We start from the raw sequence: 24045 nt of genomic DNA, 5'->3' as shown, positions 1-24045 counted from the left end.
ACCCCAGCCCTTCAAGGGGAACTAACCGGGCAGCGCACTCCCCTCCTTGGTAAGGAGGGGGTAGGGGGGTGGTTAAAATTCCTGAACCGTTATGAAAAACAACCTGATCCGCCTTTGCTTTCTCTTACTGAATCTCCCCCTTCTGGCCCAGACCCCGCCCGTGGAGCTGAGCTGGTGGAACCCGGCCGAACATCCGGAGCCGGTGATCGAGGGGCAGGCCTGGCCGAAAGAACGCAAACTGCCGTATGACCGGCTGCCGGGCCGGGCCGAGGGCAAGGTGCGGGATGTGGTCTGGCGGCTGTCGCGGCAGGGCGCCGGTCTGATGATCCGGTTTCGGGCCACGACCGATCAGGTGGTGGTCGAGTATGGCACCACGGGCAACCACGCCATGCCGCATATGCCGGCTACCGGGGTCAGCGGGGTGGATCTCTACGCCCTGAACGCCGACGGGGACTGGCGGTGGTGTGCCGGAAAATATAGCTTTGGCGATACCGTCCGCTACCGGTTTCCGGATTTGGAAGCCAATGATCGGTATCACCAGAAAGGCCGCGAATACCGGCTGTATCTCCCCCTCTACAACGGTGTCAAATGGCTGCGGATCGGCGTGCCGAAAGGAGTGGCCTTCAGCCCGCTGCCAGTCCGGATGGACAAGCCGGTGGTGATTTACGGCACTTCCATCGCGCAGGGGGCCTGCGCATCCCGTCCGGGCATGGCCTGGACCGCCATTCTCGGTCGAAAACTCGACCGGCCGGTCATCAACCTCGGCTTTTCGGGCAACGGCCGCATGGAGCCGGAGATGGTCGGCTTTCTGCCGGAGATCGACGCCAAAGTGTTCGTCATCGACTGCCTGCCGAACCTGATCTCGACGGTCAACATACCCGCGGAGGAAATCCGGAAGCGGTATGTGGAGGCCGTGCGGCTGCTGCGGCAGAAACGGCCCGCAACGCCCATCCTGCTGGTCGAACACGCCGGGTATACGGAAGGCGGCATCAGCCCCGTCCGAAAAAAATACTACACCGAAGCCAACGAACTGCTGCGGCAGACGTTCGCCCAGCTGAAGGCCGAGGGCATCGACCGGCTGTATCTGCTGCCGTTTTCGGAGATCGCGCTGGATCAGGACGCGATGGTGGACGGCACGCACCCCTCGGACCTCGGCATGCAGCAGTATGCCGATGCCTATGAGCGCAGCCTCCGCACCATCCTGAACGAACCGACCGGCCCGTACGATACGATGAAACCGTGTATCCAGTACCGTGACGCCAATATCTACGACTGGGACGCCCGGCATCAGTCCATCCTGGCGCAGATCAAAGCCAAACCGCCCCGGGCGGTATTTCTGGGAAACTCCATTACGCATTTCTGGGGCAGGGAACCGAAAAGCGCCATCACCACCGGCAGCGATTCCTGGGAGGCCGTCATGGCTCCGCAGGGCGTCATGAACCTCGGCTACGGCTGGGATCGGGTCGAGAATGTGCTCTGGCGGGTCTACCACGACGAACTCGACGGGTATAAGGCCGCCAGAGTGCTGATCATGATCGGTACGAACAACATCGGCCTGAATTCGGATGCCGAGATCGTGGCCGGGCTGAAACTGCTCGTCCTAGCTGTGAAAGCCCGCCAGCCGGGGGCCGGGGTGGTGCTGATCGGCCTTTTGCCCCGCCGGAAGGAAGAAACCCGCGTGGCCGGCCTCAACGAAAGCATCGCGCGGGCCTGCGGGGAACTGGACGTGACCTACGCCAATCCCGGAACGGTCTTCCTGAATGCGGAGGGCCGCATCGACGAGTCGCTGTTTTCGGACGGGCTGCACCCCAACGCGGCCGGTTACCGGAAGCTGGCGGAGAAACTTTCCCCATATCTGAAGTAGGAAGGAAGAATTTAGACGAAATTATTGAGTATGGATAAAGCCGCCAATGGTTTTAAGGTCAGTGCGAAGGGCCAGCATTTCAAACGACGGGTGCTGGGGTATTTTGCCACGGTCGGCAGAGCCACGATTCCGGACATCAGTAAGAACCTGACCATCAGCGTCCCGAAGGTGACGGCGCTGGTGGGGGAGTTGATGGCGGAGGGGCTGGTCCGGGACAACGGCAAGGTGGATTCGACGGGCGGCCGCAAGCCGAGCCTGTACGGTCTGGTGTCGGATTCGGCCTTTTTTGTGGGGGTGGACGTGAAGCAGAGTCACATCAACCTCGGCTTGTCGGACCTCCGCAATCAGCTGGTCCGGGTGGCCGAGCGGGTTCCTTACCACCTCGACAATACGGCCGAGTCGCTGGAAAGCCTGTGCGGAACCATCGAAGCGTTTCTGAAGGAGTCGGCGGTTTCGCGGGAAAAGATCCTGGGCATCGGCATCAACCTGTCGGGCCGGATCAACTTCGCCACCGGCTACAGTTACAGCTTTTTTCATTTCGATGACCAGCCGCTGGCCGAAACCATCGAAAGCCGGGTCGGCATCCGGGTATTCCTGGAAAACGACTCCCGGGCCATGGCCTACGGGGAATACTGCTCCGGGGTGGTCGGAACGGAAAAGGACGTGCTGTTTCTGAACCTCGACTACGGGGTCGGCGTCGGCATTCTGATCAACGGCAAGCCCTATTACGGCAAATCCGGCTATGCGGGCGAACTGGGCCACGTTCCGATCTTCGACAACGAACTGCTCTGCCGCTGCGGCAAGAAGGGCTGTCTGGAAACCGAAGCGTCGGGCTGGGCGCTGACGCGGATGTTCCGGGAAAAGCTGCGGGAAGGGTCGTCGTCGGTGCTGAGTCAGCAGTTTCCCGATCCGGAAGACGTCGGCATGGACGACATCATCCAGGCCGCCCGGAACGACGACGTGCTGGCCATCGAACTCATCGCCCGGATCGGCGAGAACCTGGGGCGGGGCATCGCCTTCCTGATCAACGTCTTCAACCCCGAACTGGTGGTTCTGGGCGGAAGCCTGGCGGTTACCGAGGATTACATCCGGCTGCCGGTCAAAACCGCCCTCAACAAATATTCGCTGAGCCTGGTCAACAACGACACCCAGCTGAAGATGTCGACCCTGGGCGAACAGGCGGGCCTGATCGGCGCCTGTCTGCTCGTGCGGAACCGCTTACTGTCACTTATGTAGCCGAATAGCCCCTGACAGGCTATGAAACAGATAGATACCCAATGAGCCAAACCCTGAATCGAAGAAACTTTCTCGGCCTGACGGCTTCCGCCGGGGCCGGTCTCGGGATCGCCGGTCTTTCCGTCCCTTCCCTGGCTTTCGGACGCCCGGCCGAAGGCAAACGGATCGGCATCATCGGTCTGGACACCTCCCACAGCATTGCCTTTACGAAGGAACTCAACAGCCCTTCCGCCGGGGCCGACTGGAGCGGTTACAAGGTGGTGGCGGCCTACCCGAAGGGCAGCAACGACATCGAATCCAGCGTCAAACGCATCGCCGGGTATACGGAAGACGTGAAGAAAATGGGCGTGGAAATCGTCGGCTCCATCGACGAACTGCTCGGCAGGGTCGATGCGGTATTGCTGGAAACCAACGACGGACGGCTGCACCGCGAGCAGGTCGAGAAAGTGTTTAGGGCCGGCAAGCGGGTATTCATCGACAAACCCATCGCGGCCTCGCTCAGCGACGTCGTCGCCATCTTCGACGCGTCGCGGAAATACAAAACTCCGACCTTTTCGGCCTCGTCGCTGCGCTACATCAAGGGCATCGAGGGGCTCGACAAAAGCCAGGTCGTGGGGGCGGATACCTACAGCCCGGCGGTGCTGGAGAAAACCCACCCCGACCTGTTCTGGTACGGCATCCACGGCGTCGAAACGCTGTTCACGGTGATGGGCCGGGGCTGCAAAAGCGTCGTCCGCGTCAACACGCCCGATACCGACATCGTCGTGGGCACCTGGGAGGACGGCCGTGTCGGCACGTTCCGCGGCACCCGGACCGGCAGGCACGAATATGGCGGTACGGCGTATACCAAAAACGGCAACGTGGTTTTGGGGCCGTACGGCGGTTATAACCCGCTGCTGAAAGAGATCATCCGGTTTTTTGAAACCGGAAACGTGCCGGTTTCGCCCGAAGAAACGCTGGAAATCTTTACCTTCATGGAAGCCGCCGACGAAAGCAAGCGCCGGGGCGGTACGGCCGTCCAGCTGGCCGAGGTGCTGGCCAAAGCCAAAAAAGCCTGAATCCAACAGACCCAAACCCTTTTCCAGATATGAATTCCTCTCGTCGTCAATTTCTCCGGAATACCCTGGCCGGCACCACCGTGCTGACCGTGGGCGGGGTGCTGCCCGGTTTCAGCGCCGGCAGCTATGCCCGGATCCTCGGCGCCAACGAGCGCGTGCGGGTCGGGATGATGGGCGTCAACAGCCGGGGGCTGGCCCTGGCGACCAACTTTGCCCTCCAGCCGAACTGCGAAGTGATTTCCGTCTCGGACGTCGATTCGCGGGCGGCCGACAAGTGCATCGCTACCGTCGAGACCACCCAGAAGTCGAAACCGAAGGCACAGCCGGATTTCCGGCGGGCGCTGGAAGATAAGAACATGGACGCGCTGGTGGTGGCCGCGCCCGACCACTGGCATGCCCCGGCCGCTATCCTGGCCTCCAAAGCCGGCAAGCACGTCTACCTCGAAAAACCGTGCAGCCACAACCCGAACGAGGGCGAGATGCTGGTGGCGATCGCGAAAAAATACCGCAACGTCATTCAGATGGGCAATCAGCGACGGTCGTGGCCGAACGTGGTGGCCGGTATCGACGCCCTGAAAGCCGGGGCCATCGGCCGGCCGTATTTCGCCAAAGGCTGGTACACCAATAACCGGGCCTCCATCGGCGTCGGGAAGGAGGTGGCCGTGCCGGCGTGGCTCAACTACGACCTCTGGCAGGGGCCGGCCCCCCGCAAGCCGTTCAAAGACAACCTGATCCACTACAACTGGCACTGGCTCTGGAACTGGGGCACCGGCGAAGCCCTCAACAACGGCACCCACATGCTCGACCTGATGCGCTGGGGTCTGGGCGTCGAGTATCCGACCAGGGTCAGCTCGTCCGGCGGGCGGTTTCGGTACAAAGACGACTGGGAAACGCCCGACACGCAGGTGATCAACCTCGATTTCGCCAACAATACCACCATGAGCTGGGAGGGGCGGAGCTGCAACGGCCGCACGGTCGAAGGCTCCAGCGTCGGGGTGATGTTTTACGGCGAAAAAGGGTCTCTGCTGCTCGACGGCGGCAACTCCTACAAGATCTTCGACCTTGACAACAAGGTGGTGAAGGACGTTAAAAACGACCTCGTCATCGACCCGCGCGACAAAATGAACCCCTCGCAGGCGCTGGACGCCCTGCATATCCAGAACTTCTTCGACGGGATCAAAAAAGGCACTCCGCTGGCGGCCGAGATCGTGGGCGGGCACCAGAGCACCCTGCTGGCACAGCTGGGGAACATCGCCCTCCGGGTGGGCGAAACCCTGCACCTTGATCCGGCCAACGGCCATATCAAAAACAACCCGCAGGCGCAGCAGCTCTGGGGCCGCGAGTACCAGTCGGGCTGGGAACCGACCGTCTGAGAAGTGAACCGAACGCAACGCCCTTCAACCAGCAGCAGCATGAGCAACCAGTCGGCGGCCGTGGAGGTCGGCTCCCTGAGCAAGCGGGGAACCACCGTGTCGATCCTGATTATCGGAATGATGTTCTTCATCTTCGGGTTCGTGACCTGGGTGAACGCCATCCTGATTCCGTACTTTAAAATCGCCTGCGAACTGACCAACTTTCAATCGTATCTGGTCACGTTCGCCTTCTACATTTCCTACTTCGTCATGTCGGTGCCTTCGTCGTACCTGCTGAAGTCGCTCGGCTTCAAGCGGGGCATGATGACCGGCTTCTTTGTCATGGCAGTGGGAGCATTTACCTTCATTCCGGCGGCCCTGACGCGGACGTACGAGGTGTTTCTGCTCGGCCTGTTCCTGATCGGGATCGGCCTGGCGATTCTGCAGACGGCCGCCAACCCGTACATCACCGTACTGGGGCCGCAGGAACGGGCCGCCCAGCGCATCAGCATGATGGGCATCTGCAACAAGGCCGCCGGTATTCTGGCGCCCCTGCTGTTTGCCGCCGTCATCCTGAAAGCCACCGATACCGACCTGTTCAGCCAGTTGCCGACCATGACGGCCGGACAAAAAAGCGCGGCCCTCGACGCCCTGATCCGGCGCGTCATTCCACCCTATACCGTCATGGGCTTCGTGCTGATCGGGCTGGGTCTGTTCGTGCGGTTTTCACCCCTCCCCGAGATCGATACCGACCGCGAAACGGGGGAGGTGGCCGCGGCCAATTCCGGCAAAAGCAGCATCTTCCAGTTTCCGCAGGCGGTATTGGGGGCCGTCGCGATTTTTCTGCACGTCGGCAGTCAGGTCATCGCCATCGACACCATCATCGGTTATGCCGGCTCGATGGGCATCGACCTGCTGGAGGCCAAAGTGTTTCCGTCGTATACGCTGGCGGCCACCATCTGCGGTTATCTGGTCGGTATTTCCCTGATTCCCCGGTTTGTCAGTCAGGTCAACACGTTTCGGTTCTGCGCCACGCTGGGCGCGTTTCTCACCCTGGGGATCGTGCTGGCGGGAGGGACGGTGACCCTGCTGGGCCACCGGGCCGACGTGTCGATCTGGTTCGTGGTCGGGCTGGGGCTGGCCAACTCGCTGATCTGGGCGGGCATCTGGCCCCTGGCGCTCGACGGTCTGGGCCGGTTTACCAAGCTGGCGGCCGCCCTCCTGATCATGGGCCTGAGCGGCAACGCCATCCTGCCGTTGTTTTACGGCTTTTTTGCCGACCGCTTCGGCCTGCGGTCGGCCTACTGGGTGCTGCTGCCCTGCTACCTGTATCTGATGTTTTACGCGTACTACGGGCATAAGATCCGCCGGTGGACGCTTTCCCGCGCTCAATCTTTTGGAGATGGAACCACTGCCCGGACCACCCCCGCGCACGAAAATCGTTAACGGCCGGATCATTACACCCTTCCGGGTAATACCGAACGGGACGCTGATTCTTGAAGAAGGAAAGATCATCGGCATCGAGGCCGGCAACCCCGAGCTTCCCGGCGTGCCTGAAATCGACGCGGGCGGCTGCTGGGTGGCCCCGGGCTTCATCGACATTCATGTCCACGGCGGGGGCGGCCACGACTTCATGGACGGTACCGAAACCGCCTTTCTAGCGGTGGCCGAACTACACGCCCGCTATGGAACCACCGCGATGATTCCGACCACGCTCACGGCCGGAAAAGACGACCTTCTCCAGACGCTGGACGCCTACGAGCGCGCCCATCGGCAGAACACGAAGGGAGCGCAGTTTCTGGGGATCCATCTCGAAGGCCCGTATTTTGCCCTGAGCCAGCGGGGGGCGCAGGACCCGCGCTACATCCGCCCGCCCGATCCCGACGAATACCGGGAGATTCTGGCCTATTCCTCCTCCATTGCCCGCTGGAGCGCGGCTCCCGAACTGAAGGGAGCCATGGAGTTCGGGCGGTACCTGCGGTCGAATGGGGTGCTGGCGGCCGTGGCTCATACCGACGCTATATACGAGGACGTGCTGGAGGCCTTCGACAACGGCTACAGCCTAGCAACCCACCTCTACAGCGCCATGTCGGGCGTCACGCGCCGGAACGCCTTCCGGTATGCCGGGGTGATCGAGGCCGCCTACCTGATCGACGGAATGGATGTGGAGATCATCGCCGACGGGGTGCATCTGCCCGCTCCGCTGCTGAAGCTGGTTTATAAGATCAAAGGCCCCGACCGGACCGCCCTGATCACCGACGCCATGCGGGCGGCCGGTATGCCGCCGGGCGAGAGCATCCTCGGCAGCCTGCGCGACGGGCTGCGGGTGATCGTGGAGGACGAGGTCGCCAAGCTGCCCGACCGCAGTTCTTTTGCGGGCAGCGTCGCCACAGCCGACCGGCTGGTCCGGAACATGATCCGGATGGCCGATGTCCCGCTGCCCGACGCCGTCCGGATGATGAGTACCACCCCGGCCCGCATTATGGGGGTAGCCGACCGCAAAGGGTCGCTGGCGGTGGGGAAGGATGCGGATCTGGTCATCTTTGACGACGGGGTGCGGGTTCGGAACACCCTGATCGGCGGGAGGGTGGTCTGGTCCCGGGAACGTATAGGGGCCGCGTGATTTTTCGACCCGGTGCGGTCCTCCTTTTCTTAACGTCGGAATACCACTAAATAACTTCCCGTTCGGGATTACCGGTATGCCGTCTGCGGGCATTAGAAACGTTTTTTGTACCGGATGTTATGCAGGTACAAGCAAGCGGAAGAAGTAAAAATAATCTTACTTAATATTGAATTAATTGATTATCAGTCGAAAACATGCTGAGATATTGAACTCCTGTCGAAATGACCTTCGGTTAAATGCCGGTCAGCCGCAATTAATCGGGGCGGTTTTCCGCCTTATTTTCTCAGACAAAATAGCAGAGCAGGCCATTGCAGGGAAGGGAAGGCTCCTTTGATCCCTTCGATAAATGCCATACCTTGGTCAACGATAGAGGTAAAATAACTATATGGATAGCACACATATTTGAATAGGAAACTTTAAAAACTGATCTGTTAAATAAACCACATCAGCCTTAAAATTATTCATAAAAAACGACGCTCTTCCTTCTAATTCCTTTTCGTTATTTCCTGCTTTTGTGTCTCACCGCTGACCCTCGCGCTTTAGGATCAAGGGTTTTCCGTGCCTGCATTTTTGAAATTTTCTCACTCTGTCTTATGAAGAATTATGAACACTTATGCGGAAAGCTATGAAGAAACCCGAACCGTCACCGTTCCGAAAACCATAGAATCGATTCGCGCTTTACGGGCGGTGGCCTGTCTGCTGGTAGCTTTATTCCATCTCTCCGTTAAAATGGAATCGATCGGTATTTATTCTCCTCTCCTGCGTTGTTTCAAATCCGGTTTTGGGGGCGTCGATCTGTTTTTTATCGTCAGCGGCTTTGTCATCATGTATACCAATTCTTTGAATATCGGCCACCCCGAGCGCCTTCTGCCGTACGTTCGGAAGCGGTTTGGCCGCATTTTTTCAATTTACTGGATCGTGGGTTCCGGCGCCGGCCTGCTGTTAACCTGGCTGCATTTTTATGCCCCTTCTCTGCAATGGCTGCGGTATCCGATCGACGCGGCTGAAATTATAAAAGCCTTTTTTTTGCTTCCTACCCACGAGAGTATCCTGCCGGTTACCTGGACTTTAAGTTACGAGGTCTATTTTTATCTTCTGTTCGGTCTGATGATTTTCTCCCGCCAACTGGCGGCTGTACCTCTGGCCGTATTGGCGGCTACTCTTCTGGGTGGAATGCTGAGCCTTTCAGGACCATATACTTTTCTGAATACCGAGTTGATAAACTTCCTGATTAGCCCCTATAATCTGGAATTTTGCCTTGGTGTAATATGCTGCCTGCTGGTTCAGAACGGAACGGTTAGAATCAGCACTTTCGGTATGGTTCTGGCAGCCCTGGTATTTGCGCTTTCGGGAGAATTAATCCAGCCGTATCAGGTGTGGTGGCGAGTGATTGGTTTCGGAATACCGGTCACTATTTTGTTGTTGGGAATGATTCATCGGGAACGATTCGGCCGATTGACTTATCCCCAATGGCTTCTGCACATTGGAGATGCTTCCTACGTCCTTTATCTTATTCATATCCCCATCATCATGGTCGTCACCCACGCGCTGCAACTGCTCGGTTTTCATGCCTGGGTACTGACGATTAACCTGCTGCTTTTTGTGAGCCTGGTTTGGTTTAGCATCCAGATTCACCTGCGGATTGAAAAGCCGCTGCTTCGGGCAATCAACCGACCGGCACGGCGGTCGGAATGCCTGACTATTAGCGGCCTACGCTGAATTAGCCGGAACGGGAATTGAGCCGGCGACGACCGGTTTTCGTCGTCCGGAAGGGACATTTCGTACCCGGGGCTTTGAATTTTAGATACCCTTAAATAAAATTGTCGGTGCAACTAAGCATTTGGTTATTTTCCTGTTTATCTTGACGAAATCAATTTTCTCAACGTATTCCAAATGTTAATTATACCCAAAGCTGATCGGTTCTATTACATTCATAACGAACCAACTTTATTAACCGAAGAAGTTCTCAAATCGCTTCAACCTCCTAACCGTCCCCAACCCATCCGACTCAGCAAGGCCTGGCTGGCGGCCTTCGGGTTCCGCCCCGATCCGTCGGCCCACTCCTGGACTTTTGAAGACGCCCGGCTGATTCCCGGCATGAACTGCTGGGTCTGTGTAGCCACGCGCCGGTACCTGCAGTACGTTCACGAGCTTCAGGATCTGTTCGAAGACTATTTCAATACGGAGCTGCTGCTTATTTCAAAGCCGATGGGCCTGTCGGTTTCTTCCTATCGCCTGCAGTCGGCGCGCTGAGCGCATCGACACTCTCCCCCTTCCGGGTCGCGGGCCGACCCACGCGGGCCGGTTCCTGAGGAGCCGGCCGTTTTCTTGACCTATTATACTGAATTTTTCGCCGTCGAAACAGGTAAGTGCAGGATGCTGACCCTTCCGAAAATGGCAATCTTACGATATTAATTATGGAATTTTTTAGTACATTTCAGAAGATACCTCTTTTTTAGGCAGGAATGAACGCTCCACACCGGGAATATGGTACGCTCAGCGACGGACTATTGGTAATTCTTCTTCAGAAGGGGGATCATGGCGCTTTCAGAGAGATTTACCTCCGGCACTGGCACCCGCTCCTGGTGATGGCCCGCCGGAAACTGCAATCGCAGGAGGTGGCCGAAGAGCTTGTCCAGGATCTATTTGTGGACCTCTGGGAGCGCCGGCAAACCGCCCGGATCGACGAGCTGCGCAACTACCTGTTCGGAGCCGTCAAATATAAGGTGCTGAACGAGATCAGAAGCCGCCTGCAGCAAAGCCGCTTCCAGCAGCAGGCCGGCGCTTCCCTCCCCGAAGCGGATCACCGGACGGAGGAGATGCTGGCCTATGAGGAACTCAGCGATGCCGTCCGCAGCAGCATAGCCCTGCTGCCGGAAAAAACGCAGTTGATCTTCCGGATGAATCGCGAGGAGAACCAGTCGGTCCGACAGATCGCCCATCGGCTTCAGGTTCCCGAACGCACCGTCGAATACCATCTGACCCAATCGGTCCGGGCGCTTCGTCTGCATCTGAAAGATTTTGTGATGTGTACCCTTTTTCTTTTCGGGCTCGCCCAATAAACGACGGCGCGGAAAAGCGTCGGAAACGATATAATCCTGACTAACATCCTAAACGTTTGACCGGGTAAACCAGCGAGATTCGCTGGTTTATTTTTTTGTATATAATTATTATAAGAAGTTTATTTCCCTGCCTTCTTTTTTATATAAATTTTCAGATTTCTCTTCATAATAAGTTGCGGTTTTTTCCTCTTCGTGTGACTTAACGGATAGAGAGGAAGGATTTCCAGCGATTGCCCGGATTCAACCGTATCGTTAGCCATATTCATGGATCGGAAAGGATTTTTAGACCTGCTTCAACGCTATCTGAACGGTACCTGCACACCTGAGGAAAGGGAGCTGGTCGATCGCTGGTATGAAGAACTGGAACAGGAAGACCCCGGCGGTCCGAAAGGAATGTCGAAGGAGCAGCTGGAGGCCCTGCTCTGGAGCCGAATCAACACCCTGACCGAGCCGGTCGAAGCGCCGGCCGCCCGGATGGTTCCCGGGTGGCGCAGCCGGCCGTGGATGCCGGCCGCTGCGGCCTCGGTGGTGCTGGCGGCCGGTTTGCTGTGGGTGCTGCGGACCCGGCAGTTACCGGAGCAGATCGGCTGGGAGCGGACGCCCGTCGCCCTTTCCGGCCTGCATGAAGAAGCCAATCCGGGAAAGGTAACCCGGATGGTCCGGCTGGAAGACGGAAGCCGCATCCGGCTCGAACCCGGCAGCAGCGTCCGGTATGCCGAACCCTTCGCCGTCGACCGCCGGATCGTGTATCTGAGCGGAAACGCCCTGTTCGAGGTGACGAAAAATCCGAAGAAACCCTTTGTCGTCTACGCGGGGGACATCGTTACGAAGGTCCTCGGAACCAGTTTTACGATCCGGTCGTCGGTGGGCGATACGGAAGTGGCCGTGCTGACCGGCAGAGTGATGGTGGAAAAGAGGAGCGGGGCGGCTTCGGATCCCGACGACCCCGCCGACAGCCGCGTCGTGCTGACGCCCAACCAGAAGGTAACGTATTTTCCCCATAAGAACCATTTCGTAACCGGCCTCGTCGCCATGCCCCTGCTGGTGAAAATGTCGACGGAGGTGGTGAAACCCACCCTGTTCCGGTACGAGGACGTACCTCTGACGGACGTCCTGAATGAAGTGGAAGCTGCGTACGGGATCGAGATCGTGGTGGAAAACGAAGGCATCCGGACGTGCCCCATCACCGCCGATTTGACCCAGCAGTCCCTATACACTAAACTGGAAGTGATCTGCGCAGCCCTGAAGGCAAACTTCGATATAAAAGGTACCCGAATTATCATTACCGGAGGTAGTTGTTTATAGTCTCAGGCACTCGTTTTTCAACTATTAATGAACCCTCTAGCTTTAAATCTTATGACCAGGCGACTTCTACTTTTTTAAAAAACTAAACGCCGGAACTACTCCGTTATTTCCGCCCCGATCCCGCTCTGCTCTCCTGTTAATTCCTTTCTCGCCCTGTCGCTGGCGTCAGGCGTGATAAAGAAAAGGTATTTGGAAACTCTCTACGATAAAAAGAAAAAATGAAATGAAGAACCTCGACCCTATCGCATTAATAACGGCTCGATTTATGAGGTATACGCTCATTCAATTCTGCCTGATTCTCCTGGTGGCGACGAACATCTACGCCCGGACGGCCACGGCCCAGGAACTGCTTCAGAAAAGTATCAGTCTGTCCGTGAAGGACATGGACGTTCGAACCGTGCTGAACAAGCTCGAAAACATGATTCACGTCAAATTCGTCTATAGTTCACGGTCGCTGCCGGCGAAGCGCAAAGTGACCCTGAAGCTGGAAGAAAAACCGCTGGCCGAAGTGCTGGAGGAGGTGTTCAAACCCAGCAGGATCAGTTACCGCGTGGTGGGCGGTCAGATCGTCATCAACATGGAACCGACCGCCGGGGAAATGCCGGCGGTTCAGGAGGCTTCCGCCACCCGGGGTACGCTGATCACCAGTAGTTTCGCCGACCGCCCCGTTACCGGGACCGTAAAAGATGAGAAAGGCGACGGCCTGCCGGGCGTCAGCGTGGTGCTGAAAGGAACCACCCGCGGAACCTCGACCGACGCATCGGGTAACTTCCGGCTCGACGTGCCGGAAACCAATGCGACGCTGGTTTTCTCGTTCGTGGGGTATGCCACAAAGGAAGTCATCGTCGGTAACCAGAACCGGATCGATATTGCTCTGGCCGCCGACGACAAGGCGCTGGAAGAAGTGGTGGTTGTGGGGTACGGGTCGCAACGCAAACAGGATATTACCTCGGCCGTGTCGGTCATCAACATGAAGGATATCGGCGAGCAGCCCGCCAACAACGCCAACCAGCTCATTCAGGGCCGGGCGCCGGGTGTGGTGGTGAAGCAGAAAGCCGGTACGCCGGGCGGTGCGTTCGAGGTGCGGGTCCGTGGGATCAGCTCCCTGGGTGCCGGCAGCGATCCGCTGTACGTCATCGACGGCTTTCCGGTCGGTACGTCGATCGGTCAGAACCTGAACCCGAACGACATCGAGAGCATCTCGATTCTGAAAGATGCGGCCTCGACCGCCATCTACGGAGCGCGGGGCTCCAACGGGGTTGTGCTGATCACCACCCGCAACGCCAAGGACGGCAAGGTGGGCGTCAACCTGTCGCTCGACTACGGCGTACAGAACGTGCCGATGAGTCGCCGGGTGAAGATGCTGAACGGCGTGGAGTTCGCCCAGTTCAAGAAGGATGTGTTCATGGACCAGATCCGCATTCTGCAGAACCGCGAACCGTCCATCGACGAGGTGCCCATCGGCTATCGTTTTCCTGAACAGACCAAATATTCGACGGACTGGTATGACCTGATCATGCGTCAGAATGCGCCTTATTCGGACGCCAACCTGACGGTGACCTCCGGGCAGGGGCCGCTGAAGGCCATGATTTCGGTGGGCTATTATAAGGAGCAGGGGACGATCAAGCGCACCAACTACGACCGGATCTCCCTGCGCAGCAACCTCGGCGGGCAGATCAATAAATTCATCAACGTCGGGCTGAACATCAACGGCTCGCTCACCCGCCAGAACCTCGCCAACACCGACGGCCGGAGCGCGCTGGTCGGTGGGGCCCTGCTCATGGACCCGCGGGCGACGCCCTACAACCCGGACGGTTCGCTGATTCCGTACATCAACGGCGTCGACGGGGTATTCGGCTTCCCGAACCCGCTGTATGTGCTGGAAAACGTGAAGCGCAAACGCAATATCGCCGACATTCTGGCCAATACGTATGTGGAAATCAACCTGCTGAAAAACCTGAAGTTCCGGTCTTCGGTCAACGCCAAGGTCAACTTCAACGCCTTCAGCGAGTATGTTCCTTCCACGATCGGTCTGCCGGTCGCCACCGGAACCTCCGGGGCTCCTCCGCGGATCGCTACGGCCAATGAAATCAACGAACAGCTTCAGAACTACGCCTTCGACCAGCTGCTGACCTACACGCCGAAAATCGGAACCGACCACACGCTCGACGCCCTGCTGGGCTATACGGCGCAGGAAGAGAAGGTGAAAGGCGTGCAGGGAACCGGGAACACCTTCCCGGATGACCTGGTGCCGTACCTGGGTTCGGCCTCGATCCGGTCTTCAAACTCGTACGACCTGGGATGGTCGATGCTGGCTTATTTCGGGCGGGTCAACTACGCCTTCAAGGACAAATACCTGCTGTCGGCTTCGTATCGCCGGGAGGGCAGCTCCCGCTTCGGGGCCAAGAACAAATACGGGGAATTTCCGGCCGCGTCCGTCGGCTGGCGTCTGACGGAGGAGTCGTTCATGCCGAAGTTCAACTGGCTGACCGATCTGAAGCTGCGCGGCAGCTGGGGGGTCACGGGGAACAACAACATCGGGAACTACTCCAGCCTGGCTTTCGTCGGCGCCAACAACTACATCCTCGGCAACAGCTTCGCACCCGGCAAGGTCGTCAGCTCGTTTGCCAACTCCGAACTGAAGTGGGAGAAATCCAATCAGCTCGACCTCGGGATGGACCTGGCGCTGTTCAACAACAAACTGTCGCTGACACTGGAATACTACCGCAAGATCACCAACGACATGCTGCTGCCGATCTCGATCCCGGCCGTGTCGGGTTTCACGACCAGTCTGGCCAACATCGGGAAGGTGCAGAACAAGGGCGTCGAAATCGGGGCCGACTTCCGGATTCCCATCGGACCGGTCAACTTCCGGACCAACGCCAACATCAGCTTCAACCGCAGCAAGATTCTGGCCATCAAAGGAGCCAACGACATGCTCTATTACGGCTCGTTCTACGGCGGCTACAACGTTCAGAAGGTGGGCCGGCCCATCGGGATGATCTACGGTTACAAAAAAGTGGGCATCTTCAACACCCAGGCCGAAATCGACGCATGGCCGAAGCAGGACGGCGCCATTCCGGGGGCGATGAAGTTTCTCGATACCAACGGCGACGGCGTAGTCTCCTACGATACGCAGGACATGGTCGAAATCGGCAACCCGAACCCGGCCTTCACCTGGGCCTGGACCTTTGCGGCCGATTTCAAGCGCTTCGACCTGAACATCCTGTTCCTGGGCGCGCATGACTTCGACATCTACCGGAACATCGAGGCTTCGACGATGAACATGGACGGGGTTTTCAACGTCCTCGACAAGGCGAAAGACCGGTGGCGGTCACCGCAGAACCCCGGCTCGAACCCAAACGCCAAGAACTCGCAGGGCGGTACGAGCTACTTCAAGTGGTCACGCGAGAGCAGCGAACGCTACGTGTACGACGGCAGCTACGTCTGGCTGAAGACCGTCACCCTCGGCTACACGCTGCCCAAGCTCCGGTCGGTGCTGAGCGACGCCCGCATCTTCGTGACGGCCAACAACCTGTTCCTGTTCACGAAATACCCGGGCAACAACCCGGACGCCGGGGTTCGGGGCGGAACCGAGCTGAACAACGACGACGAGTCCTACCCGGTTCCGAGAACGATGGCGGTTGGTCTTAAGTTAAACTTCTAATTCGACTGAACATGAAAAAAATAACCGTAATCGGTACGCTGGTTCTCAGCCTGTCCCAGTTCGCGTGCAAGGAGGATTTCCTCGTAACGACGGACCCGACCCGGATCGGCGCGGACCTCTTCTATAAAAACGAAACGCAGCTCAATCAGGCCGTGAACGGGGTGTATGGACAGTTACAGACCATCACCAACGCAGCCTACATCTTCCAGGAGTTTACGTCGGACAACACGACGCTCGACTTCAACCCGCTCGACCGCGGGGGAGCCGCCGGCTGGGAGGCATTCGAGTTCTCCACCGTCAACCAGGGGAACGGCGAAATCTCCAACATGTGGAACCAGTACTATTCGGCGATGTATAACATCAACTACGCGCTGGAGAAAATGAGCGGGGCCACCACCATCGACGCGGCCGCCAAAGGCCCCATCGAAGGACAGCTGAAGTGGCTGCGGGCGTATCTCTATTTCCACCTGGTGCAGTATTTCGGCGATGTGGTGCTGGTCACCAACACCCTCGACAAACCCGACAAGGCGTTCGACCTCGTCCGTTCTCCGCAGGCCGACGTCTGGGCGCAGATCGAAAAAGACCTGAAGGAAGCCGTTACCCTGCTGCCGGCCACCTATCCGGCCGCTCAGGTGGGCCGCGTGACCAAGGGGGCTGCGCTGAGCCTGCTCGGCAAGGTGTATCTGACCCAGAAAAAGTACGCCGACGCCGTGACCACCCTGAAGCAGGTGCTCCCGCTGGGGTATTCGCTGAACGCCAAATATGCCGACAACTTCGACCCCGCCAGAAAGAATGGCCCCGAGTCGATCTTTGAAGTGCAGTATCAGGGCGGGAACGACCTGGGCGAGTGGAGCAACTTCGTGTACGTGTTTGCGCCCCGGGCCTCGGCCGGCGCCGTCACGGGCTTTGCCAACACCACGCCGGGCGGGCGGAACATCCCGACCAACGACATGATGGCGGCCTACGAACCCGGCGACCTCCGGAAAGACGTCTCGGTGCAGCCCGGCTACACCCTGAACGGGAAGTTCGTGGCCATGCCGTTCGTGAACAAATACCGGTATGCGCATACCATCTCCGGCCGGTCGGACAACAACTGGCCCGTTTTGCGGTATGCCGACGTGCTGCTGATGCTGGCGGAGTCGATCAACGAGGCTTCCGGCCCCGACGCCGAAGCCCTGGGCTATCTGAACCAGGTGCGGACCCGGGCGGGTCTGAAGGCCCTGTCGGGTCTGGATAAAGTCGCCTTCCGGGATGCCGTCCTGAAGGAGCGGAGAGTGGAGCTGGCCTTTGAGAACCATCGCTGGTTCGACCTGCGCCGGACCAAAACCCCGGCCGAACTGTCCGCTTTCATGAACGCGCACGGCGCCCGTGAAAAGGCCAAACCGACCGTCGACCGGGGCGGTATCGCCTTCAACGCCCTCGACTACGTCTATACCGACAATGAATATTACTTCCCGATCCCGGCCCCGCAGATTCTGATCAACAACAAGCTGACGCAGAATCCGGGGTATTGAAAAACCACCCCCTGCCCCTCCTTGGCAAGGAGGGGGTTTTACCCTCAGCCTCTATGAGGATGTTTGGGGAAGGGTTCATCCTGAAGAACGAGGGACGCCAGACCACCCCCAGCCCCCTCCTTGCTAAGGAGGGGGTGGCTCTGCAGGACTGAAAAAGGGCAGCGCACTCTCCCCCTCCTTGCTAAGGAGGGGGCCGGGGGGTGGTCAACAGGATGCCAAAACGCCCGGAAGGGCAAAACCCTTCCCCAAACCACCTCTAGGGGCCGGGCCGCCGGTGCGGTTGGGGGTAAAAAGGGCCGGGGTGTTCCAGCAGAGAACAGGAGAGTCTTTTGAATATTTTTTAGTAATTTTCACAGATATACAACCTCTTAAAAGCAAGTGACCGTCTTAACTGAATCCTTTTGGCTCTGGCAGTTTCTCGGCCGGCTGCACCCGCTGATCGTCCATTTTCCGGTCAGTCTGCTGGTGGTGGCCCTGGTTTTGGAATTGTTCGGCCGTATTCGGAAGTCCGCCGACCTGAAGGCGGGAATTTCGGCCCTGGTCTGGATCGGGGCCATCAGCTCGGTCGTGGCGGCCGCTCTCGGTCTGGTTCTGATCAACCAGGAAGAATACGGGGGTGAAACCGTTTCCGTCCACCAGTGGACCGGCCTGGCCACCATGGCGCTCGCCATCGCAACCGTGCTGGCCCTGCGGGCAAACCGCCTGCCGCTCTACCGCAGCCTGTTGTTCCTGACCGTGGGCGGGGTAACGGTGGCCGGCCATTATGGGGCTTTGCTGACCCACGGCGACGATTACCTGACCAGCGTTCTTCCCTTCGATAAAGCGCCCGAGACGCCCGGGCCGGAAAATCCGACCTTCGCGTTCGTCAACGTAAGCAACCAGCCGCTGGCTCCGCAGCAGATCGAGGAACTGACCCTCCAGGTGCGGTCCATCATGGCCCACAACTGCTACAACTGCCACAGTGCCTCCAAAACGAAGGGCGAACTGCGTTTAGACAAGAAAGAACTCATTTTCAAAGGCGGTAAACACGGCCCCATCATCGTGGCCGGAAATCCCGATAAAAGTGAACTCATCCGGCGGATCACCCTTCCGGCCGGTCATAAGGAAGCCATGCCCACCAAAGGCAAGCGGCTCAACGAAAAAGAAATCGAACTGCTGACGTTCTGGATCAAACAGGGCGCGCCCTGGCCTGCCGGTGCCGAGAAAAGCGTGTACCGCGTGGCTGCCCTCGAACCGCGGACGCCCCAAATTCCGGCCGGCCCCGCCCACCTGACCAACCCGGTCGACCGGTTCGTCAACGTCTATTTTCAGCAGCAGAAACAAAGCTGGAAGTCGCCCGTCGACGACCGTATCTACATTCGCCGGGTGTATCTGGACGTCATCGGTCTGCTGCCTTCGCCCGAGGAGGTGCAGGCGTTCGTGGCCGACAACCGGCCCGACAAGCGGGAAGTGCTCGTGCAGAGCCTCCTGAACCGGGACGAAGACTATGCCCAGCACTGGCTGACCTTCTGGAACGACGCCCTCCGAAACGACTACTCCGGAACCGGTTACATTACCGGCGGCCGGTTCGATATTACGAAGTGGCTGTATAATGCGCTGAAAACCAATAAGCCCTACAACCTCTTCGTGAAGGAACTCATCAGTCCGAACAAGGAATCGGAAGGGTTCGTCAAGGGCATCAAATGGCGGGGAACCATCAACGCCAGCCAGCGCACCGAAATGCAGGCCGCCCAGAACGTGGCACAGGTATTTCTGGGTCTGAACCTCAAGTGTGCGTCCTGCCACGACAGCTTCATCAGCGACTGGAAACTGGCCGACGCCTATGCCTTCGCCAACATCTTTGCCGACAGTACGCTGGAAATTCACCGCTGCGACAAGCCGACCGGCAAGATGGCCGATACCAAAATCCTGTTCAGCCAACTGGGGTCGATCAGCGGCAAGGCCCCGACCGAAGAACGGCTTCGCCAGCTGGCCGACTTCCTGACCCAGCCGAAAGACGGGCGGCTCTACCGGACCCTCGCCAACCGGGTCTGGGCGCAGCTGATGGGCCGCGGGATCGTCGAACCCGTCGATGCGATGGACAACGTACCCTGGAGCCAGGACCTGCTCGACTACCTGGCCTCCGATTTTACGGCCAACGGCTACGACATCAAAAAGCTGGTGTACAACATCCTGACCTCCAAAACCTATCAGCTGCCCTCGGTCGGAATCCGGGATGCAGGACTGATCACCGCCCAGGATTTCGTCTTCCAGGGCATGGTGCGCCGGCGCCTGACCGCCGAGCAGTTTGCCGATGCCGTCAGCAAAGCCTTCAACCCGCTCTATGCCGACTCGGCCCTGGTGATGAAGCGACTGCCGGAAGAAATTAAAAAGGAGATTCCCTTCCCGCGGGCCGCGCTGGTGAAAAACGACCCGTTCCTGACGGCTCTCGGCCGCCCGAACCGCGAAACCGTCAGCACCGGCCGGGCGTCGCAGGCCAACCTGCTTCAGGCGCTGGAACTGACCAACGGAACCAAATTCAACGAGTCCCTGAAACGGGGGGCGGAAATGTGGCGGCAGAAATACCCCTCGACCGACCTTCTGGTGAGGGAACTCTACCGCAAGGCGCTGAACCGCGACCCCCAGCCGAAAGAACTGGCGCTGGCCGAGCAGGCCCTCGGTAAAAAACCGACGGTGGCCGGTATCCAGGACCTGGTATGGGCCATTACGTTACACCCTGAATTTCAATTGATTTTGTAGCCAATGAAAACGACCTGGAATCGACGTGAATTTCTGCAGCGGACCAGCGCGGCCACCCTGGCGGCCCTCGCGGCCGGGGCGCCGATGACGAGCCTGGTTTCCGGCTGCCGTTCCAAAAAACCGGGCCAGACCGACGGTTCGGCCGATACGGTGATCCTGCTCTGGATGGCCGGCGGCATGGCCCACACCGAAACCTTCGACCCCAAACGGTATACACCCTTCGAGAAGGGCATGGAAGGAAACCGGGTGCTGAGTACGTTCAAGTCGGTGCCGACCGTTCTGGACGGCATTCACTTCTCCGAAGGGCTGGAGTCCATCGGAAAAGTGATGGACAAGGGAACGCTCATCCGGTCCTACGTGGCCGCCGACCTGGGCCATATCCTGCACTCCCGGCATCAGTACCACTGGCATACCTGTTACGAACCCCCGCAGACGGTGGCCGCTCCCCACATCGGGGCCTGGATCGCCAAGGAACTCGGCCCTAAAAATCCGGTGATCCCGGCCTTCATCGACATCGGACAGCGGTTTACGGTCGGGGAGGGGGAGGAACTGAAGGCCTTCCATACCGCCGGTTTCCTCGGCAACGAATTCGGCCCGTTCTTTATCCCGGACCCCACGCAGGGGCTGGAGAGCGTCCGGCCGCCGGTCGGGATGGATGCCAAACGGTTCGAGCGCCGGAACCAGCTGTACAACGAACTGATCAGCAAAGGGCCGTTCGGGGAGTTCGGCAGCGATTACCAGAAGGAATCGCTGAAGCGGTCGATGGAGCAGGCCTATATGCTGCTCAACTCGCCCGAAGCGAAAGCCTTCGACCTGAGCACCGAGCCGAAGGAAACCTTCGACATCTACAATACCGGCCGGTTCGGGCTGGGCTGTCTGCTGGCCCGCCGGCTGACGGAGCAGGGCGCCCGCTTCATCAGCGTGACGACCGAATACGAGCCGTTCATGGGCTGGGATACGCACGAAAACGGCCATACCCGCCTGGAGGGCATGAAGAAGATGATCGACGGCCCCGTGGCCCAGCTCATCAAGGACCTCGACAAGACCGGCCACCTCGACCGGACCCTCATCATCCTGGCCAGTGAGTTCAGCCGCGACATGATGGTGGAAGGCCGCCCCGACGCCAAGGTTCTCGAACAGGTCCGGCAGCCCGACATCCTGTCCGATCTGAAATTTTACGGCATGCACCGGCATTTCACCGACGGCTGCTCCATCCTGATGTTCGGCGGGGGCATCAAGCGCGGGTTCGTCTACGGCAAAACTGCCGACGAGCGGCCCTGCAAAACCATCGAGAAACCCATTAAAATCGAAGGAATCCACCAGACGATCTATCACGCCCTGGGCATTGCGGGCGACACCCACTACGAGATCGAGGAACGGCCCTTCTATACCACACCGGACGGGAAGGGACAGGCCGTCATGGAACTGCTGGCCTGAAGAACCGCACCCCGCAAAACGGCGCAAATCGGGCCTTTCTCCCGGGTTGCGCCGTTTTTTCATGGCCGGACGGGGTGGTCGGAAAAGTTTATTTCAGAAAATCACCTTTTTTGGGGGAAGGCAGTAGAGTAAAGGATGGTCCCGAGCGGAAATGCTGTTTAATTGAAGTTTTTCAGTGAATACTTGTAGTTTACCAACTAAGAAGCTTCAATGCAATCGAAAGAGCTTGTTGAAGGTCAGCCTGTAAAAACCGGCAGCGAAGAGCTGTGGCTGCGCTTCCGGATGGGGGACGCTACCGCCCTGGGAAAAATCGCCGAGCAATATTATCCGGCTTTGCTGAACTACGGCCTCAAAGTGAATCGGAACCGGGAGCTGCTGAGGGATATCCTGCAGGAATTGTTCCTGGATCTGTGGACCCGCCGGGAAGTGATCTCGATGCCGGCCAACATTAAAGCCTATCTGTTCGGTGCCTATCGCAACAAACTTTATAAAGCCCGGCTGAGCTCGCAGCGTCTGTCGGAAGTGGACGAACTGCCGTTCGATACGGACCTGGCCGGCGAGGAGGCCACCATCGAGTCGTTCCTCATTCAGGATGAAATCCGCCAGATCACCAGCGCCCGTCTCGACCAGGTGATCGGGGCGCTCTCCCGGCGTCAGCGCGAAATCGTCTTTCTGCATTTTTACGAAGGTATGGACTGTGACCAGATTGCTGAAGTCATGAACATCAGCCGCCAGGGCGTCTATAACCTGTTTTCCCGTACGCTGAAAGAACTCAGGAATCTGTGGTTCATGAGCAGCGTTTCGGTCCTGTTTCTGATCAGTCTTCCCCTTCTTTCCTTCATAGAAAAATAAGTGTAAAAAATTGTAGATTTTTTGGTTAGATTCCTCTGAGAACCGGAACTCAATTCATGAAAGGGTAAATAGTTCTACTTCTTCATGAAAGAGTACCGAAACTATGAAGTTGAAGATTTCATTCAGGAGGCCTCCTTTCGGGATTGGGTAAAACATCCCGGGGGACCTTCCGCCCCTTTCTGGCAGGAGTGGGTCCGACAGAATCCGGACCGGGCCGACGCAGTCCGGCAGGCCCGGGCTTTTCTGGAAGAAATCAACCGGCGCTTCACCTCCTCCATCGATTCCAGCGAAGTGCAGCACGACATTGCGGTCCTTGTGCAGGCCGCCCTCCGGCAGGAAGCCGCCCGGCCGGAAAAAACCGGTTCGGACCCGCTCTTTTCCGGCCTGCGGCAGCTGATGTGGGTGGCGGCCTCCGTTCTGTTGCTCGGCGCGGCCGGATTCTGGTGGATGCGGAACCGCCCCGGCGAAAAGCCGACCGGCCCGACGGCCCGGAAGCAGCAGAAGGTGGAGAAAATCAACCACACCGACCGGCCGATGACGGTGCTGCTGGAAGACGGCAGCGTGGTTACGCTCGAAAGTCACAGCCGGCTTCAGTTTCCGGATCGGTTCGAGGCCGACCGGCGCAAGGTGTTTCTGGAGGGCGAGGCCTTTTTCGAAATTGCTGAAAATCAACGTCGGCCGTTCGTCGTGTATAGCCGGGAGTTAGTTACCCAGGTGCTCGGCACCAACTTCCGGGTGGAAGTCCGGAAGGAGGACGAAACCGCCCGGGTGACGGTCCGGACGGGGAAGGTGGCCGTCGAGTCGCGGCACGGGGGCTACGGGACGCCGGAAAGCGAGCGCCACCACCTGGTGCTGACGGCCAACCAGCAGGCCGTCTTCTACCGGGACGAAAACCGGATGGCTAAGCTGGACCTGAAACAGACCGAACCCGGCCGGAACCGGCTGAACCGGGATCAGGTCTTCGACAACACCGCCGTTCCGCTGGTGCTAAAGAGCCTGAAAAGGCAGTACGGCGTCGAGCTGGTATTTAATGAAGCCGATTTAGAGCATTGTTATATCAATACGTCATTCCGGGACGAAAACCTTCGCGAACGCCTGAGTGCGATTTGCCAGGCCATTGGAGCTACCTATGAAATCGACCAGAGCCAGGTCGTCATTAAAAGTAATGGTTGCAACCCTTAACGCTGAATTGAATGACCGTGAACCAAAAACAGGAAAGGTGTCGGCCTCCATCCGGCACCGGACTTACCGAAGCAATCTTAACCTTGCTGATTGCCCCGCCTGTCCTGCCCGAAAGGGATTGCGCGCATCCGGATTTTACTAAACCCAATCTCCT

General features: G+C 58.5%; 16 protein-coding genes. All 16 read left to right on the top strand.

Going from position 1 to position 24045, the window contains the following annotated elements; genetic code table 11:
• The first annotated feature begins 91 nt into the window (after nucleotides 1-91).
• The 16 genes from DX909_RS07800 to DX909_RS07725 all read left to right on the top strand — a co-directional run bounded on the left by DX909_RS07800 (nucleotide 92) and on the right by DX909_RS07725 (nucleotide 23891).
• A complete protein-coding gene (locus DX909_RS07800; RefSeq protein ID WP_128544582.1) occupies nucleotides 92-1864 on the top strand; it encodes an SGNH/GDSL hydrolase family protein in 1773 nt (590 codons plus the stop codon).
• 30 nt (nucleotides 1865-1894) lie between these two features.
• A complete protein-coding gene (locus DX909_RS07795; RefSeq protein WP_128544581.1) occupies nucleotides 1895-3100 on the top strand; it encodes an ROK family protein in 1206 nt (401 codons plus the stop codon).
• Between the two features lie 41 nt (nucleotides 3101-3141).
• Nucleotides 3142-4158, top strand: a complete 1017-nt coding sequence (locus tag DX909_RS07790; protein ID WP_128544580.1) for a Gfo/Idh/MocA family protein — start codon at nucleotides 3142-3144, stop codon at nucleotides 4156-4158.
• A 29-nt stretch (nucleotides 4159-4187) separates the two neighbouring features.
• Nucleotides 4188-5531 carry a Gfo/Idh/MocA family protein gene (locus DX909_RS07785; protein WP_128544579.1) on the top strand — a complete coding sequence of 448 codons (1344 nt, stop codon included), beginning with the start codon at nucleotides 4188-4190 and terminating at the stop codon, nucleotides 5529-5531.
• Between the two features lie 39 nt (nucleotides 5532-5570).
• Nucleotides 5571-6956, top strand: a complete 1386-nt coding sequence (locus tag DX909_RS07780; RefSeq protein ID WP_128544926.1) for a sugar MFS transporter — start codon at nucleotides 5571-5573, stop codon at nucleotides 6954-6956.
• Nucleotides 6913-8133: an N-acetylglucosamine-6-phosphate deacetylase gene (gene nagA, locus DX909_RS07775; protein WP_128544578.1), complete on the top strand. Its 1221-nt coding sequence runs from the start codon at nucleotides 6913-6915 to the stop codon at nucleotides 8131-8133. Before DX909_RS07780 ends, nagA begins: the two co-directional genes overlap by 44 nt.
• 603 nt (nucleotides 8134-8736) lie before the next feature.
• Nucleotides 8737-9852: an acyltransferase family protein gene (locus DX909_RS07770; RefSeq protein ID WP_128544577.1), complete on the top strand. Its 1116-nt coding sequence runs from the start codon at nucleotides 8737-8739 to the stop codon at nucleotides 9850-9852.
• 174 nt (nucleotides 9853-10026) lie between these two features.
• Nucleotides 10027-10386, top strand: a complete 360-nt coding sequence (locus DX909_RS07765; RefSeq protein ID WP_128544576.1) for a hypothetical protein — start codon at nucleotides 10027-10029, stop codon at nucleotides 10384-10386.
• Nucleotides 10387-10598: 212 nt separating this feature from the next.
• Nucleotides 10599-11195: a sigma-70 family RNA polymerase sigma factor gene (locus tag DX909_RS07760; protein WP_128544575.1), complete on the top strand. Its 597-nt coding sequence runs from the start codon at nucleotides 10599-10601 to the stop codon at nucleotides 11193-11195.
• Between the two features lie 264 nt (nucleotides 11196-11459).
• A complete protein-coding gene (locus DX909_RS07755; RefSeq protein ID WP_128544574.1) occupies nucleotides 11460-12500 on the top strand; it encodes a FecR family protein in 1041 nt (346 codons plus the stop codon).
• Nucleotides 12501-12765: 265 nt separating this feature from the next.
• Nucleotides 12766-16167: a TonB-dependent receptor gene (locus tag DX909_RS07750; RefSeq protein WP_164851217.1), complete on the top strand. Its 3402-nt coding sequence runs from the start codon at nucleotides 12766-12768 to the stop codon at nucleotides 16165-16167.
• An 11-nt stretch (nucleotides 16168-16178) separates the two neighbouring features.
• Nucleotides 16179-17681 carry a RagB/SusD family nutrient uptake outer membrane protein gene (locus tag DX909_RS07745; protein ID WP_128544572.1) on the top strand — a complete coding sequence of 501 codons (1503 nt, stop codon included), beginning with the start codon at nucleotides 16179-16181 and terminating at the stop codon, nucleotides 17679-17681.
• A gap of 378 nt (nucleotides 17682-18059) precedes the next feature.
• A complete protein-coding gene (locus DX909_RS07740) occupies nucleotides 18060-20420 on the top strand; it encodes a DUF1549 domain-containing protein (RefSeq protein ID WP_206512972.1) in 2361 nt (786 codons plus the stop codon).
• 3 nt (nucleotides 20421-20423) lie between these two features.
• A complete protein-coding gene (locus DX909_RS07735) occupies nucleotides 20424-21857 on the top strand; it encodes a DUF1501 domain-containing protein (RefSeq protein ID WP_128544571.1) in 1434 nt (477 codons plus the stop codon).
• Between the two features lie 210 nt (nucleotides 21858-22067).
• On the top strand, nucleotides 22068-22709 hold the full coding sequence (locus DX909_RS07730; protein WP_128544570.1) for an RNA polymerase sigma factor: 642 nt from the start codon (nucleotides 22068-22070) through the stop codon (nucleotides 22707-22709).
• Nucleotides 22710-22793: 84 nt separating this feature from the next.
• Nucleotides 22794-23891 (top strand): FecR family protein, encoded by a 1098-nt coding sequence (locus DX909_RS07725; RefSeq protein ID WP_128544569.1) that lies wholly within the window; start codon nucleotides 22794-22796, stop codon nucleotides 23889-23891.
• The last annotated feature ends 154 nt before the right edge of the window (nucleotides 23892-24045 follow it).

The sequence above is a fragment of the Larkinella soli genome (genome assembly GCF_003703975.1).
GTDB classification, from domain to species: Bacteria; Bacteroidota; Bacteroidia; order Cytophagales; family Spirosomataceae; genus Larkinella; species Larkinella soli.
Note: the sequence above shows the minus strand (reverse complement) of the source record. Positions and strands in the feature narration are given on the sequence as shown.